The sequence below is a fragment of the Shinella fusca genome (assembly GCF_014203155.1).
GTDB lineage: Bacteria > Pseudomonadota > Alphaproteobacteria > Rhizobiales > Rhizobiaceae > Shinella > Shinella fusca.
Genome location: NZ_JACHIK010000015.1, coordinates 19,470 through 34,158, shown reverse-complemented (window position 1 = coordinate 34,158; position 14,689 = coordinate 19,470). Strand labels below are relative to the sequence as shown.

Sequence of the window (14,689 nt, the reverse complement as noted above, 5' to 3'; positions counted from 1 at the left end):
GATCATGATTCGGTCGCGAGGATTCCAGCCTTTTCGCACCACGCGCGCAAGGGGGCGAGGTCGGGATGGGAGAGCGCCCGGGTGAGATTGCGGAAGGTGCGCGGCATGTGGCGCATGTAGCCGGGCTTGCCGTCGCGCTGCATCAGCCGCACCCAGATGCCGACGAGCTTGCAGTTGCGCTGCGCCGCCATGACGTGCCAGTCGCGCAGGAAACGCTCCCGGTCGAAGCCGCCCTGCTTTTCGCGAAGGGCGAGATAGTGCGCCAAAACGCCCGCGGCGAGGCCGTCCGGCATGTCGACGCGGGCGTCCTGCACCAGCGAGGCGACGTCGTAGGCGGAGGGCCCGATCATCGCATCCTGGAAATCGATGATGCCGACCCGGTCGGTGCCGGTTGCTTCCGGCCGCCAGATGATGTTCGGCGAATGGAAGTCGCGCAGCAGGAGATTGTGTTCGGCGCCGCCGAGGCTCTCGATCAGCCCGTCCCAGATGGCGATGTAGGCGCGGCGCTCCTCCTCGCTTGCCGGCGTGCCGCGCTTGAAGGGCAGGTACCAGTCGGTAAGAAGGCTGACCTCGATCTGCATCGCATCCCGGTCGAAGTCCGGAACATGGTGGACGATGCCGTCCGCCACGGGAAGGTCGCGCTCGAAGGCCTGCCCGTGCAGATGCGCAAGGCAGGCGGCGCTTTCGCGGTAGCGCTTGGCGACCGGCGCGCCGTTTGCGTCGAGCACGCCGTCGCTGCCGAGGTCTTCGATCAGCAGGATGCCCGCGTCGATATCCGCCTTGTAGATGGCCGGCGCACGCAAGCCGCGTGAGACGAGATGCCGGCCGACCGCGATAAACGGTTTCACGTCCTCCGCGATATGGGCGATCTGCTGGTAGTATTTGCCGTAGGCGAGGATCGGACCCGGCGCATGGCGCGGCGCGTCCATCAGCACGAAGCGGTCCCCGCCGGCATGGATGTGTTCATAGGCCCGCACGGAGGCGTCACCCGTGAGGTGCCGGCGCGCCGCGTTGCCGTAGCCGGCTTTTTCAAGGAAGGCGCGGATCGACAATGAGCGGCGAATGCGCGCGAGCGCCGGCTCCGGCCCGTCGACGGTGACGCGCCGCCCCTCGCCCTCATGCGTGAAGGTGAGGGCGATCCCGTCCGCCGGCAGCGCGCCGGAACCCTTTTCCGGCCATTCGACGAGGCAGATGCCGTCGGAAAGGGCTTCGTCGAAGCCGAGTTCGTCGATCTCGGCGGCGTCGGCGATGCGGTAGAGATCGAAATGGGCGACGGGGAGCCGGAGGTCGTAGCTCTGCACCAGCGTGAAGGTCGGGCTCGGCACTTCGAGGAAGGCGTCGTCGGCGATGGCGCGGATCAGCGCCCGCGCGAAGGTGGATTTGCCGGCGCCGAGATCGCCGTTGAGCGCGAGATAGTCGCCGCGCCGCACGGCGAGCGCCATGTCCTCGCCGAAACGGAGGGTAGCGGCCTCGTCGGCAAGGAAGACGTCGAGCGCCATGGGCCTTATTCCGCCGCCGCGAAGGCCGTCATCGTCGCGGAAGGGATGCGCACGGTGACCTCGGTGCCGCGCCCCTCGTGGCTGTCGATGGTGACGGTGCCGTGGTGCAGGCTCACGAAGCTCTCGACGATGGAAAGGCCGAGGCCCGCGCCGCCATGGCGGCCGTGGCTTTCGAAGCGGTTGAACACCGTCTTCAGCACGTCCTGCGGAATGCCCGGCCCGCGGTCGGAGACGGTGAAGACGAGATCGGCGCCCTCGCGCCAGCAGCGAAGGCCGATGGCGCTGCCCGCCGGGGCGAAATTCGCGGCATTGGCGAGGAGCTTGATGAGGATCTGCTTGAGACGCTGCTGGTCGGCGACGATGGTGCCGAGATTGTCCGGCGCGGTGATCTCCAGCGTCACCTGCGCGTCGTGCAGCCGGTCGGCGAACTGCATGGAGACGTCGTCGAGCAGGTCCGTCAGGTTGATGTCGGCATAGTCGAGTTCCATGATGCCGGCATCGACGGTCGCAAGGTCGAGGATGTCGTTGACGATGGTGAGCAGCACCGCCGAGGACGTCGCGATATGGTCGACATATTCGGCCTGCCGGTCGTTGAGCTCGCCCATGGTCGGCGTCTTCAGGAGATCGGCGAAGCCAATGATATTGGTGAGCGGCGAGCGCAGTTCGTAGGAGACGTGCTGGACGAAATCGTTCTTCAGCGCATCCGCCTTGCGCAGCGCCTCGTTCTTCTCGGTGAGCGCCCTGCTGACACGCACGCTGTCGGTGATGTTGACGAAGGTCAGCATCGTCTGCGCGTTGGAGAGCGGAATGACCGCATAGTCGAGAACGAGGCCGGTTCGCAGCTCCAGAACACCCTGGCAGGAGGGCCGCTCGTCGTCGAAGCTGGTGATCATATGGCCGAAACGCTTCCAGCCGTCCGGCTTGTCGTAGGAAGGCGCGCAGGCCTGCTCGATGGCGCGGATATGCGTGCCGGATTTCGCCTCGGCCTCGCTGATGCCCCAGAGCGCCCGGAAGGCCGGGTTGGAGAGGCGGATGCGCCCGTCCGGGCTGAATACGGCAACGCCCTCGGCCAGGTGGTCGATCGTCTCGTCCTGCACCTGCACCAGCGTGTTGTAGCGCGTCTCGAGGTCGACCTTCTCCGTCAGGTTCTCGAAGACCCAGGTGGCGCCGCCCTGCGGGCGGGCGGTTGCGAAGACGCGCAGCGTCTGGCCGTTCGGCAGGTGCCAGAGGTCGGTCTGCGTGTCGATGGCGCGGTAGACGGAAAGGGCGTTTTCCTTCCACTGTTTCCAGTTGAGCTGTTCCGGCAGCTTGCCGGCGGCGCGCAGGCGGTCGAGCAGCTCGCCGTTGCCGGGCTTGCCTTCGAGGAAGGCGGTATCGACCTCCCACATGCGCTGGAAGGCCTGATTGTAGAATTGCAGGCGCTGGTCGCCGTCGAAGATGGCGACGGGCGTTGCCAGGTGATCGAGCGTTTCGGCATGGCTCTTCAGCGTGCGGGCCAGCTCCTCGCGCACGGCCTCGACATCGGAGACGTTGACGGCGATGCCGGCCGAGCCCGTCGGGCTCCGCGTATCGACCACGTCGAAGAAGCCGCGGTTGCCGCGCACGACGGTGGAGACCTTGTCGCGGAACGGCGTGTCGTAGGTCGCGGTGGCGCGGATCTTTTCGCGCGCGATGGTCGGCAGCAGCTCGCGGCTCTCGCGCACGGCTTCAGTGGCATCCTTCGCCTCGACGGCTTCGGCATAGGCCTCGTTCACCCAGGCGAGCGCACCGTCGGCGCCGCGCTGCCAGACGGGAAGGTCGATCTGGTCGAGAAGGCCCTGCAGCGTGGTGAGCGCGGCGACCAGCCGGTCGCGTTCGAGCTTCAGCCCGGCGGCTTCCGCCCGCAGGTTGTTGAGCGCCACGAAGCGCACGAAGGCCTGTCCGCCCGAAACGCGGCCCTGCGCCTCCAGCACCTCGTCACGGTTCGTTTCCACGACGAGGTCGAAGCTCTGGGCCTGCGAGCGCAGCCGTTCGACGGCGCGTTCGATCTCGGCGGCCGATGTCGGCTTCATCCAGCGCCCGAAGGCGAGGAAATCGCGGTCGGCCTGCGGGGCGCCGGTCTCCGGCGGAAGCTGGCCGAGGAATTCCGGCTTGCCGGAAAGCCCGTCCCACACGACGATGCGGCGGTTCTTGTCGCCGATGAGCGCCTGCAGGCGGGAAATGTCGTGACGGGCCTCGGAAAGGTGCGCCTTCAGCCCGCGGTTCTCCGCTTCCATGCGGCCGCGCTGGCGGATCATCCAGATGGCGGAGACCATCGCCGCCGACATGACGCCGAGCAGCATGGAGCCGGTGACGATTTCCGGGGTGGCGAGATGGCCGCTCGCATGGGCCGGGCCGGCAAGCAGGGCCAGCGCCGAGCCGGCCGAAAGTGCCGATACGAGACGGCGCCTGCCGCCTGTAAGCCATCTGTTAACCATAAAGCCATCTTGCAGCGCGAGCGAATGCGCGCATTCCCGTTCCGGCATGCCAAAAGCCTGCCCGGAACGGCCTCGTTTTTCTTCCGCCATCATCCCCGGTATGTCTCCGTCCGTTTGCCGCCTGATCGACAAGACATCCCAATTCGGCGCGAAGGGTCCGCATCTTTCCGCCGAATCAATGTCTTAAACGATACCTGCTTCCCGAATCGTCGGGAAGGGACAGGGCCAAAAAAGAGGCGGCGCGCTCGTGTCAAGCGCGCCGCCTCTAGATGTTGTGGATAATCCGGGTAAGGATCAGTACCTGTAGTGTTCAGCCTTGTAGGGGCCCTGCGGCGTCACGCCGATATAGCCGGCCTGCTCCTCGGAGAGTTCCGTGAGCCTTGCACCGAGCTTGGCGAGGTGCAGGCGGGCGACCTTCTCGTCGAGCTGCTTGGGCAGGACGTAGACCTCGTTCTTGTAGGCATCGCCCTTGGTGAAGAGCTCGATCTGCGCCAGGACCTGGTTCGAGAAGGAGGCGGACATCACGAAGGACGGATGGCCGGTGGCGTTGCCGAGGTTCAGCAGGCGGCCTTCCGAGAGCAGGATCATGCGGTTGCCCTTGGGGAACTCGATCATGTCGACCTGCGGCTTGATGTTCGTCCACTTGAGATTGCGGAGCGCGGCGACCTGAATCTCGTTGTCGAAGTGGCCGATATTGCCGACGATCGCCATGTCCTTCATCTCGCGCATGTGCTCGATGCGGATGACGTCCTTGTTGCCGGTCGTGGTGATGAAGATGTCGGCCGAGGAGACGACGTCTTCGAGCTGAACCACCTCGAAGCCGTCCATGGCGGCCTGCAGGGCGCAGATCGGGTCGATCTCCGTCACCTTCACGCGGGCGCCGGCGCCGCGCAGCGAAGCCGCCGAACCCTTGCCGACGTCGCCATAGCCGCAGACGACGGCGACCTTGCCGGCCATCATCACGTCTGTGCCGCGGCGGATGCCGTCGACCAGCGATTCCTTGCAGCCGTACTTGTTGTCGAACTTCGACTTGGTGACCGAGTCGTTGACGTTGATCGCCGGGAAGGGCAGGAGGCCCTTCTGCTGGAGCTGGTAGAGACGGTTGACGCCGGTGGTCGTTTCTTCCGTCACGCCCTTGATGGCGTCGCGCTGCTTCGTGAACCAGCCCGGGGAAGCGGCAAGGCGCTTCCTGATCTGTGCGAAGAGGATTTCCTCTTCCTCGGAGCCGGGGTTCGACAGCACGTTCTCGCCCGCTTCGGCGCGCGCGCCGAGCAGGATGTACATGGTGGCATCACCCCCGTCGTCGAGGATCATGTTGGACAGGCCCCCGTCGGTCCACTGGAAGATCTTGTCGGTGTACTGCCAGTATTCCGTCAGCGTCTCGCCCTTGACGGCATAGACCGGGATGCCGGCGGCGGCGATCGCGGCGGCGGCATGGTCCTGCGTGGAGAAGATGTTGCACGAGGCCCAGCGGACCTCGGCACCGAGCGCGACCAGCGTCTCGATGAGGACGGCGGTCTGGATGGTCATGTGCAGCGAGCCGGTGATGCGCGCGCCCTTGAGGGGCTTTGCGGCGCCGAACTCTTCGCGGCAGGCCATCAGGCCCGGCATTTCGGTCTCGGCGATCTGAATTTCCTTGCGGCCGAAATCGGCAAGCCCGATATCGGCGACGTGGTAGTCCTGCGTGGTGGTCATCAAAAATCTCCAGTCGTGATGGCGCTTCCTATCAGGAAATGCCCGCTGGAGCAACCAGACATAAAGAAGTCTTTATATCCTTATATTAACGGGAAGCTACATCTCCTCGCCGAAGCGGTCTGCTACCAGCGCGTCGAGCGCGGCAAGCACCTCCTGCGCCTCAGCCCCCGTCGCGGTGACGAACACGCTGCAGCCGGGGCTGGCGGCCAGCATCATCAGGCCCATGATTGAGGTGCCGCCCACCGTCATGCCGTCCTTGGAGACGGTGACTTCCGCGTCGAAGCCGTCGACCGTCTGGACGAATTTCGCCGATGCGCGGGCGTGCAGGCCGCGCTTGTTGATGATGAGAAGCTCTTTCGAGGCGGTCATGGAGGGCAGAAGACCTTACTTGCCGCTCAAAACGCGGCTTGCCACGTTGATATATTTCCGTCCGGCCTCGGAGGCGTCGACCAGCGCCTTCTCCATGTCGTTCTCGCCGCGAATGCCGGCGAGCTTGATCAGCATGGGCAGGTTGACGCCCGCGATCACCTCGATGCCCTCGCCGGTCATGACCGAGATGGCAAGGTTCGACGGCGTGCCGCCGAACATGTCGGTGAGGATGATGACGCCATGGCCCTGGTCGGCCTTCATGACCGCTTCCAGGATATCCTGGCGACGCTGGTCCATGTCGTCCTCGGGGCCGATGCAGACGGTCTCGATCGCCTTTTGCGGACCGACGACATGTTCAAGGGCGTGACGGAATTCCTCCGCCAGCTTGCCATGGGTGACAAGCACCAGTCCGATCATCAGCAGACGCTCCAGTTTCCCAACTCAAACGGCCGGTGGAATACCGCAATGCAACAATTCCGTCCACCGTTGGGGAGGCCATCTTGTCAATGAAAAGGCCAAGTGCAAGCCCAAAATGGCCGATTTCGTGTTTTGCCGGGGCTTTTGCGGTCAGCTTTTCAGGATTTCCGGGTGAAGGGCCGCAAGCGTCGCGAAGGCCGTGCAACCGGCAAAGAGCGGCAGGCGGGTGAGCGGCAGGCTGCGCGAGGGCAGGATTTCGGCGGTTTCGCCCTCCGGCGGCAGGCGCTCGGCAAAGGGCGGCTCGATCGGCCGGATGGCCCGGTGCAGCACCGCCGTCTCCACCGTCGCCATCCTGACGATGCCCGCCCCGCGCACTTCCAGAAGGCCGGCAATGCTGGCCGGCGCCCGGGCGACGAGCTCCCCGTCCGCTTCCGTCACCAGCACCTGGTCGTCGCTGACGAGGGCGGAAAACAGCCCCCGCCAGCGCGCCTCCATGATGCAGTGGAGCGCCACGGCGCTCTTGCCGGCGCCCGAAGGGCCGACGAACAGAAGCCCCGTCTCGCCGATGACGATCGCCGTTCCGTGCACGTTGGCGGGGCCGGTCATTTCTGCGGGCCGGCGGGAAGGGAAAGGGTGAAGCGGGCGCCGAGCATCTCGCCGGTCTTCTTGTCGACGACGTTGTCGGCCTTGAGCGTGCCGCCGTGGGCCTCGGCGATCTGCCGCGAGATGGAAAGGCCGAGGCCCGAATTCTGGCCGAAACCCTCGCTCGCCGGGCGGTCCGTGTAGAAGCGCTCGAAGATGCGGTCGATATCCTCGGCCTGGATGCCCGGCCCGTTGTCCTCGACCTGGATGAGGCAGCGGTCGCCGCGCCCGCGCGACAGGCGCACGACGATACGCCCGCCGGGATCGGGCACGAAGGAGCGGGCGTTCTCGATGAGGTTCGTGACGATCTGGCCGATGCGCAGCTCGTAGCCGCTGACCTCGAACCGCGTCTTCGGATTGTCCTTGCGGTCGACGACGAAGTCGAGGACGACGGGCTTCTTGCGGGTGTTCACCTGGCGGGAAATGTCGATGAGGTCGCCGAGCAGCTTTTCGAGGTCGACGGTGCGCGCGTCCGAGCGGGCAAGCTCGGCGTCGAGGCGCGAAGCGTCGGAAATGTCGCTGATCAGGCGGTCGAGGCGGCGCACGTCATGCTGGATGATGTCCATGAGGCGCTTCTTCGAATCGTCCGTGCGGGCGAGCGGCAGCGTCTCCACGGCGCTGCGCAGCGAGGTCAGCGGGTTCTTCAGTTCGTGGCTGACGTCGGCGGCAAAACTCTCGATGGCGTCGATGCGGTCGTAGAGCGCGTTGGTCATCTGGCGCAGCGCGATGGAAAGATTGCCGATCTCGTCCTGGCGCACGGAGAAGTCGGGGATCTCCTCGCGCTCCTTGGCCCCGCGGCGCACGCGGATCGCCGCCGCCGAAAGCCGGCGCAGCGGATTGGCGATGGTGCTGGAGAGGAGCAGCGACAGCGCGATGTTGACGAGGCCGGCAACGCCCGCGACGCGCATGATGGCAAGCCGCTCGGCATGGACGATCTTGTCGATGTCGCCCGCCTGCGTCGATAACAGCAGCACGCCGAGCACCGCGCGGAACCGCTGCACGGGCACGGCGACCGAGACGATCAGCTCGCCCTTGTCGTTGACGCGCACGACGGCGCCGCGCACGCCCGTCAGCGCGTTCATCACTTCCGGATAGATCGATCCGTCGCCGCCGGGCGCTTCCTTGTAGAGCGGCAGGTTGCTGGGCTGGAGGATGCGGTTGAACCAGGAATTCAGCCGGTCGACGAGGCTCGGGCTTTCGGGATCCACCGGCGGCAGGTCGAAGCGCAGCACCTGGCCCTGCGTATAGAGGTGGCGCGAATCGAGCAGCAGGTTGGCGTCGGTGTCGTAGATGCGCGCGCGTGTGCGGGTCGGCGAGATCAGCCGGCGAAGGACCGGGGCGATCCGCTCGGGATTGATCGGGAATTCGAGGTCCTCGTCGTTCGGCAGCGGCGTGATGCTCTGGCCGGCCTGCAGCTCCAGCAGCTTTTCCGGATCGATGGTGATCGAGTTGGTGTCGACCGTCGCCGAGGCCGAGATGGCGCCGGCGATGATTTCGCCCTGGGTCAGAAGGCTTTCCACGCGCGCGTCGATCAGGCCTTCGCGGAACTGGTTGAGATAGAGGATGCCCGAGACGAGCACGACGAGCGCGACGAGGTTGAAGAAGAGGATGCGGCGCGTCAGGCTGGAGAAGACGGCGTTGCCGAAGATGCGGCGGGCCAGCGTGAAGGGGTGGGTCCAGCGGCGGCGCAGCGAGCGCGGCCCTAGCCGGCCCTCGCCATCGTCTCCATCCCTTTCCGGCACGTTCTGCAGCAAGTGGGTTATCCTTCAAGCGGGCGGCAGCCGCCGCCGACCGCGGCATTGCACCCCCGCCGCGGTCCTTGCAAGAAAAATCGCGCCTCAGGCGGTCTCGCGGAAGCGGTAGCCGACGCCGTAGAGCGTTTCGATCATGTCGAAGTCGGTATCGACCATCTTGAACTTCTTGCGAAGCCGCTTGATGTGGCTGTCGATGGTGCGGTCGTCGACATAGACCTGCTCGTCATAGGCCGCGTCCATCAGCGAATCGCGGCTCTTGACGACGCCGGGGCGCTGGGCGAGCGAATGGAGGATGAGGAATTCGGTGACGGTCAGCGTCACCGGCTCGCCCTTCCAGGTGCAGGTATGGCGCTCCTGGTCCATGACGAGCTGGCCGCGCTCCAGCGAGCGCGCCGCCACTTCCCCCGCCTTCGCGCCGCCGGTGGCGGCCCCCGAGGCGGCCGCCTCGCGGTTCGAGGCCCGGCGCAGGATCGCCTTGACGCGCTCGACCAAGAGGCGCTGGGAGAACGGCTTGGTGATGAAGTCGTCGGCGCCCATCTTCAGGCCGAACAGCTCATCGATCTCCTCGTCCTTCGAGGTGAGGAAGATGACCGGGATGTCCGACTTCTGGCGCAGCCGGCGCAGAAGCTCCATGCCGTCCATGCGCGGCATCTTGATGTCGAAGATCGCAAGATGCGGCGGGCGGGCGAGAAGGCCGTCGAGCGCGGACGCGCCGTCCGTGTAGGTCTCGACCTTGTAGCCCTCCGCCTCAAGGGCGATCGACACGGATGTAAGGATATTCCGGTCGTCGTCTACGAGCGCGATCGTCTGCATCCTGCTTGTCTCCATATTCATAGGCGCCTTTCCCGACCTCGGATCCGAGTTCCTGTCCTGGAGGAATGATGCGCCTTCCCTGGGGGTAAAGGTGGAACAAATTGTGGCGAAGATAAAGGGAGACGTTTCAGGGCGGCTTTTCGAGTCACTTTTAAATCGATTATTCAACCGATTAAAAAAGTAAGACAAGTATTTAAATCGATTAATTAATTGATATCATTGCCTAATTTTGATTCCTCTCTTGTTTTTGCGACAATTGCGCATTAGCTTCCGCAAAACTTCACCGGGTCTTCGTCCACGGAGGAAAACTGGACCATGCAGGAACTTGGCGTTCGCAATCCCGCTCTCGGGCTCACCGAAATGGGCATCCACACCGACGGCACGGTCCGGTACAATTTTGCAGCGGAGGCCCTTTACGAAGAGGCGCTCGGCCGCGGCGAGGCCGTCAAGACCGCCCACGGCGCCCTTCGCGCGCTGACCGGCCAGCACACCGGCCGCTCGCCCAAGGACAAGTTCGTCATTCGCGACGAGAACACCGACGGCGCCATCTGGTGGGACAACAACAAGGCCCTGTCGCGCGCGCATTTCGACGCGCTCCACGCCGACATGCTGGCCCATGCGGCCGGCCGCGCCCTCTTCGTGCAGGACCTCGTCGGCGGCGCTGATGCGGACTATGCCCTGCCGACCCGCGTCGTCACGGAACTTGCCTGGCATTCGCTGTTCATCCGCAACCTGCTCATCCGCCCGGAAGAGAAGGACCTTGCCGGTTTCGCGCCGAAGCTCACCATCATCGACCTGCCGACCTTCAAGGCCGATCCTGCCCGCCACGGCGCGCGCACCGAGACGATGATCGCCTGTGACCTCACCCGCGGCATCGTGCTGATCGCCGGCACCTACTATGCCGGCGAGATGAAGAAATCGGTCTTCACGGTCCTCAACTGGCTGCTGCCGGCGGAAAAGGTCATGCCGATGCATTGCTCGGCCAATGTCGGCCCGGACGGCGACGCGGCCGTGTTCTTCGGCCTGTCGGGCACCGGCAAGACGACGCTCTCGGCCGACCCGAAGCGCACGCTGATCGGCGACGACGAGCACGGCTGGGGCGAAAACGGCATCTTCAACTTCGAGGGCGGCTGCTACGCCAAGACGATCCGCCTGTCGGCCGAGGCCGAGCCGGAAATCTACGCGACGACCCAGCGTTTCGGCACCGTGCTCGAAAACGTCGTGCTCGACGCCGAGGGCGTTCCGGACTTCAACGACGGTTCGCTGACGGAGAACACCCGCTGCGCCTATCCGCTGCACTTCATCCCGAATGCCAGCGAGACCGGCCGCGCGCCGCATCCGAAGACCATCATCATGCTGACGGCCGACGCCTTCGGCGTGATGCCGCCGATCGCCAAGCTCACGCCCGACCAGGCCATGTACCACTTCCTCTCCGGCTACACCGCCAAGGTCGCCGGCACGGAACGCGGCGTGACCGAGCCGGAAGCCACCTTCTCGACCTGCTTCGGCGCGCCCTTCATGCCGCGCCACCCGACGGTCTACGGCAACCTCCTGAAGGAGCTCATCGCCGGGCACGGCGTCGATTGCTGGCTGGTCAACACCGGCTGGACCGGCGGCGCCTACGGCGAGGGCCGCCGCATGCCGATCAAGGCGACACGTACCCTGCTTGCCGCCGCCCTCGACGGCTCGCTCAAGGACGCGCTCTTCCGCCGCGACGACAATTTCGGCTTCCAGGTGCCGGTCTCGGTGCCGGGCGTCGACACGAAGATCCTCGATCCCCGCTCGACCTGGGCAAACGGTGCGGCCTATGACCGGCAGGCCCGCAAGCTCGTCGACATGTTCATCGCAAACTTCGAGAAGTTCGAGGACCATGTGGACGGCGGCGTGCGCGATGCCGCCCCTGGCCTGAAGGTCGCCGCCGAGTAAGGTTTCGGTAATGATTCACGTGAAACCCGGTCTCCCTGAGGCCGGGTTTTTCGTTCCGGCGGACGGCTTCCCGTTTGCAGTCCGCCCCGCTAGAACGGCCGGGAAAGGAAATTCCATGGCCAGCGATCCTATTTACGTCAGCGGCGCGATCACGATCGCCGGCTGGGAACTGACCGAGCAGTTCGTGCTGGCGGGCGGTCCCGGCGGGCAGAACGTCAACAAGGTCTCGACGGCGGTCCAGCTCTTCTTCGACCTGCGCAATTCGCCCTCGCTCAGCGAGCGCGTCAAGGCGAATGCGGAAAAGCTTGCCGGCCGCAAGGTCTCCAAGGACGGCGTGCTGATGATCGAGGCGAACCGCTTCCGGAGCCAGGAGCGCAATCGCGAGGATGCGCGCGAGCGGCTGAAGGAACTGATCCTCAAGGCCGCGGAGCCGCCTCCGCCGCCGCGCCGCAAGACCAAGCCGACGAAAGGCTCGATCGAACGCCGGCTCAAGGCAAAATCCGGCCGGTCCGACGTCAAGCGCATGCGCGCCAAGCCGAACGGCGAATGACTGCCGCAACTTGGCCGTTTATGGATGGGAATGAAACGATGCCTTCCCTTTGCAGGAAGGCTCTGCTTTAGTCCGGAAAACGGATCAGGAAACCAGGGAGGTAAGCCATGGGTCTCTTCAGCTTCATCAAGAACGCCGGCAAGAAACTCGGCATCGGCGACGACGAGCCGCCGGAAGCCGACGCGGTGAAGAAGGAACTCGATTCCTTCGATCTCGGCACCCAGAACGTCGAGGTCTCCGTCGACGGCGACAAATGCGTGCTGAAGGGAGTGGTGGCCGACCAGACGGCCTTCGAGAAGGCCGTCATCGCTGTCGGCAACACGCTCGGCATCTCCAAGGTGGAAGCCGCCGACCTCAAGGTCGTCGCGCCCGATTCCGGCCTCAAGCTCGGCCAGGCGGACATGACCGAGCTCGTCAAGGCCGCGACGCCCGCCAGGCAGCCGGTGCTCTACACCGTCAAGAAGGGCGACAACCTCTGGAAGATCGCCGAGGCCCACTACGGCAAGGGCAAGGGCGCCAAGCATACGGTGATTTTCGACGCCAACCGGCCGATGCTTTCCCATCCGGACAAGATCTATCCCGGCCAGGTGCTGCGCATCCCGGATCTGGCGGAAGCGTAAGTGACGCCGGCCGAGCGCGGCCTCGCCCCGGGGCTGCGCTACTTCCCGGACCGTTTCGACCGGGCGGCACAGGAGGTCCTCGTCGCCGCGATCCGCGCGGTCGTGGCCGAGGCGCCGCTCTTCATGCCGCGCATGCCGAAGACGGGAAAGCCCATGTCGGTCCGCATGACCAATTGCGGATCGCTCGGCTGGGTGACGGACAAGGACGGCGGATACCGCTACCAGCCGACGCATCCCGAAACCGGCCGCCCCTGGCCGGCCATTCCCGATCCGCTGCTCGCGCTGTGGGACGCGGTCTCCGGCTACGACAAGCCGCCGGAAGCCTGCCTCGTCAATTTCTACGATCCCGACGCGAAGATGGGCCTGCATCAGGACCGCGACGAGAATGAGTTCGCGGCACCTGTCGTCTCCGTCTCGCTCGGCGACCAGTGCCTGTTCCGCGTGGGTGGTGTTTCACGCAGCGACCCGACGCGGTCCTTCCGCCTTTCGAGCGGCGACGTCTTCGTCTTCGGCGGGGAAAGCCGGCTGATCTTCCATGGCGTCGACCGGATCTATCCGGGCACCTCGACGCTTTTGAAGAACGGCGGGCGCATCAACCTCACGCTGCGCCGCGTCAATCCATAGCCGGCTCAGAGCTTGCGCAGGCCCACCGTCTCGATGAGGTGGTTGCGGCCCTTCTGCAGGATCAGGTCGGCGCGCGGGCGCGTCGGCAGGATGTTCTGGTGCAGGTTCTTCAGGTTGATGTTGTGCCAGAGCCCTTCGGCAATGGCGAGCGCCGCCGTCTCGCTGATCGTCGCGTAGCGGTGGAAGTAGGAATCGGGGTTCTGGAAGGCCGTTTCGCGCAGGCGCATGAAACGCTCGACATACCAGTTGTGGATCTGCGTCTCTTCCGCGTCGATATAGATCGAGAAATCGAAGAAGTCCGAGACCATCGGCACGATCTTGCCGTCCGCCGGCAGGTCGCGCGATTGCAGGACGTTGATGCCCTCGAAGATCAGGATGTCCGGCCGGTCGACGGTGCGGAAGGTGTTCGGCAGCACGTCATAGGTCAGGTGCGAATAGACCGGCGCCTTGACGTCCTTCTTGCCGGCCTTGATGGCCGAGAGGAAGCGCAGCAGCGAGCCGATGTCGTAGCTCTCCGGAAAGCCCTTGCGGTCCATCATCTTCTCGCGCTGGAGCACGGCGTTCGGATAGAGGAAGCCGTCGGTCGTCACGAGATCGACCTTGGGGCTGGAGGGCCAGCGCGAGAGGAGTTCCATCAGGATGCGCGCCGTGGTCGACTTGCCGACGGCGACGGAGCCGGCGATGCCGATCACGAAGGGGGTCTTGGCCTCGTCGGAAAGGCTGAGGAACTGCTTGCGCTGCTCGAAGAGCATCTGCGAGGATTCGACATGGGCCGAAAGCAGGCGCGAGAGCGAAAGATAGATGCGCCGCACCTCGTCGAGGTCGATCGGGTCGTTGAGGGAGCGCAGGCGCTGCACCTCGTTCTCCGTCAGCGTCAGTGGCGTGTCGGCCCGGAAATGCGCCCATTCCTCGGCCGAAAAGAAGCGGTAGGGGGAATAGTCGCGGTTGCCGTAATCGTCCGGAATATCCGCCTGGTCCTTGTCACGCACTGCCTGGATCATCAGCTCTTCCGGCTGGCCTTTTCCGCGATGCCCGATTGGCCCGTGCGTCTTTCCAGCTCTCCCAGCACATCTTGTAGCCGGATGCCGCCGATTTTCAATACGACCATCAGGTGATAGAGGAGGTCCGCGGCCTCGCCGGTCAGCGCCGCCCTGTCGTTCTCGATGGCCGCGATGACGGTCTCGACCGCCTCTTCGCCGAGTTTTTTCGCCGCCCGCGGCTGGCCGGCGGCGACAAGCTTGGCCGTCCAGCTTTCCGACGGGTCGGCCGCGGCGCGGGCCTCGACGATGCGCTCGAGATCGGCAAGGGTGAAGTCGGTCATCGT

The 14,689-nt window shown here is 65.2% G+C and carries 14 protein-coding genes; 4 read left to right on the top strand and 10 right to left on the bottom strand.

Annotation, left to right across the window (positions count from 1 at the left end; genetic code table 11):
- Positions 1–2: 2 nt before the first annotated feature.
- The 8 genes from tsaE to HNQ66_RS18220 form a co-directional block, all read right to left on the bottom strand.
- Positions 3–1,499 (bottom strand): tRNA (adenosine(37)-N6)-threonylcarbamoyltransferase complex ATPase subunit type 1 TsaE, encoded by a 1,497-nt coding sequence (tsaE, locus tag HNQ66_RS18255; protein WP_184145609.1) that lies wholly within the window; start codon positions 1,497–1,499, stop codon positions 3–5.
- A gap of 5 nt (positions 1,500–1,504) precedes the next feature.
- Complete coding sequence (locus tag HNQ66_RS18250) at positions 1,505–3,955, bottom strand: sensor histidine kinase (protein ID WP_246434347.1); 2,451 nt, start codon at positions 3,953–3,955, stop codon at positions 1,505–1,507.
- Positions 3,956–4,249: 294 nt separating this feature from the next.
- Positions 4,250–5,650 carry an adenosylhomocysteinase gene (gene ahcY, locus HNQ66_RS18245; protein ID WP_184145607.1) on the bottom strand — a complete coding sequence of 467 codons (1,401 nt, stop codon included), beginning with the start codon at positions 5,648–5,650 and terminating at the stop codon, positions 4,250–4,252.
- A 96-nt stretch (positions 5,651–5,746) separates the two neighbouring features.
- On the bottom strand, positions 5,747–6,019 hold the full coding sequence (locus HNQ66_RS18240) for an HPr family phosphocarrier protein (protein WP_184145606.1): 273 nt from the start codon (positions 6,017–6,019) through the stop codon (positions 5,747–5,749).
- Between the two features lie 15 nt (positions 6,020–6,034).
- The gene (locus HNQ66_RS18235) at positions 6,035–6,436 is read right to left on the bottom strand and encodes a PTS sugar transporter subunit IIA (protein WP_184145605.1); all 402 of its coding nucleotides are present in this window, start codon (positions 6,434–6,436) and stop codon (positions 6,035–6,037) included.
- Between the two features lie 150 nt (positions 6,437–6,586).
- Positions 6,587–7,042, bottom strand: coding sequence for an HPr kinase/phosphorylase (locus HNQ66_RS18230; protein WP_184145604.1), 456 nt, complete (start codon positions 7,040–7,042; stop codon positions 6,587–6,589).
- Entirely contained in the window at positions 7,039–8,769 is a 1,731-nt protein-coding gene (locus tag HNQ66_RS18225; RefSeq protein ID WP_246434348.1) for a sensor histidine kinase, read from the bottom strand. The genes HNQ66_RS18230 and HNQ66_RS18225 overlap by 4 nt, the downstream gene beginning before the upstream one ends.
- A gap of 147 nt (positions 8,770–8,916) precedes the next feature.
- The gene (locus HNQ66_RS18220; RefSeq protein ID WP_184145602.1) at positions 8,917–9,645 is read right to left on the bottom strand and encodes a response regulator transcription factor; all 729 of its coding nucleotides are present in this window, start codon (positions 9,643–9,645) and stop codon (positions 8,917–8,919) included.
- Positions 9,646–9,960: 315 nt separating this feature from the next.
- Here HNQ66_RS18220 and HNQ66_RS18215 point away from each other — a divergent pair, with 315 nt between their 5' ends.
- The 4 genes from HNQ66_RS18215 (at position 9,961) to HNQ66_RS18200 (ending at position 13,365) form a co-directional block, all read left to right on the top strand.
- Positions 9,961–11,571: a phosphoenolpyruvate carboxykinase gene (locus tag HNQ66_RS18215; RefSeq protein WP_184145601.1), complete on the top strand. Its 1,611-nt coding sequence runs from the start codon at positions 9,961–9,963 to the stop codon at positions 11,569–11,571.
- 115 nt (positions 11,572–11,686) lie between these two features.
- Entirely contained in the window at positions 11,687–12,121 is a 435-nt protein-coding gene (gene arfB, locus HNQ66_RS18210; protein ID WP_184145600.1) for an alternative ribosome rescue aminoacyl-tRNA hydrolase ArfB, read from the top strand.
- Positions 12,122–12,228: 107 nt separating this feature from the next.
- The gene (gene lysM / locus HNQ66_RS18205) at positions 12,229–12,741 is read left to right on the top strand and encodes a peptidoglycan-binding protein LysM (RefSeq protein WP_184145599.1); all 513 of its coding nucleotides are present in this window, start codon (positions 12,229–12,231) and stop codon (positions 12,739–12,741) included.
- On the top strand, positions 12,742–13,365 hold the full coding sequence (locus HNQ66_RS18200; protein WP_184145598.1) for an alpha-ketoglutarate-dependent dioxygenase AlkB: 624 nt from the start codon (positions 12,742–12,744) through the stop codon (positions 13,363–13,365).
- 5 nt (positions 13,366–13,370) lie between these two features.
- On the opposite strand, the gene coaA is transcribed toward HNQ66_RS18200, so the two are convergent.
- Positions 13,371–14,366, bottom strand: coding sequence for a type I pantothenate kinase (coaA, locus tag HNQ66_RS18195; RefSeq protein WP_184145597.1), 996 nt, complete (start codon positions 14,364–14,366; stop codon positions 13,371–13,373).
- Positions 14,366–14,686: a phosphoribosyl-ATP diphosphatase gene (locus HNQ66_RS18190; protein ID WP_184145596.1), complete on the bottom strand. Its 321-nt coding sequence runs from the start codon at positions 14,684–14,686 to the stop codon at positions 14,366–14,368. The genes coaA and HNQ66_RS18190 overlap by 1 nt, the downstream gene beginning before the upstream one ends.
- Between the last annotated feature and the right edge of the window lie 3 nt (positions 14,687–14,689).

Bases quoted from the DNA above. Each gene is read 5' to 3' on its own strand.
- tsaE (WP_184145609.1), bottom strand. From the start codon at position 1,499: ATGGCGCTCGACGTCTTCCTTGCCGACGAGGCCGCTACCCTCCGTTTC.
- HNQ66_RS18250 (WP_246434347.1), bottom strand. From the start codon at position 3,955: ATGGTTAACAGATGGCTTACAGGCGGCAGGCGCCGTCTCGTATCGGCA.
- ahcY (WP_184145607.1), bottom strand. From the start codon at position 5,650: ATGACCACCACGCAGGACTACCACGTCGCCGATATCGGGCTTGCCGAT.
- HNQ66_RS18240 (WP_184145606.1), bottom strand. From the start codon at position 6,019: ATGACCGCCTCGAAAGAGCTTCTCATCATCAACAAGCGCGGCCTGCAC.
- HNQ66_RS18235 (WP_184145605.1), bottom strand. From the start codon at position 6,436: ATGATCGGACTGGTGCTTGTCACCCATGGCAAGCTGGCGGAGGAATTC.
- HNQ66_RS18230 (WP_184145604.1), bottom strand. From the start codon at position 7,042: ATGACCGGCCCCGCCAACGTGCACGGAACGGCGATCGTCATCGGCGAG.
- HNQ66_RS18220 (WP_184145602.1), bottom strand. From the start codon at position 9,645: ATGCAGACGATCGCGCTCGTAGACGACGACCGGAATATCCTTACATCC.
- HNQ66_RS18215 (WP_184145601.1), top strand. From the start codon at position 9,961: ATGCAGGAACTTGGCGTTCGCAATCCCGCTCTCGGGCTCACCGAAATG.
- arfB (WP_184145600.1), top strand. From the start codon at position 11,687: ATGGCCAGCGATCCTATTTACGTCAGCGGCGCGATCACGATCGCCGGC.
- lysM (WP_184145599.1), top strand. From the start codon at position 12,229: ATGGGTCTCTTCAGCTTCATCAAGAACGCCGGCAAGAAACTCGGCATC.
- coaA (WP_184145597.1), bottom strand. From the start codon at position 14,366: ATGATCCAGGCAGTGCGTGACAAGGACCAGGCGGATATTCCGGACGAT.
- HNQ66_RS18190 (WP_184145596.1), bottom strand. From the start codon at position 14,686: ATGACCGACTTCACCCTTGCCGATCTCGAGCGCATCGTCGAGGCCCGC.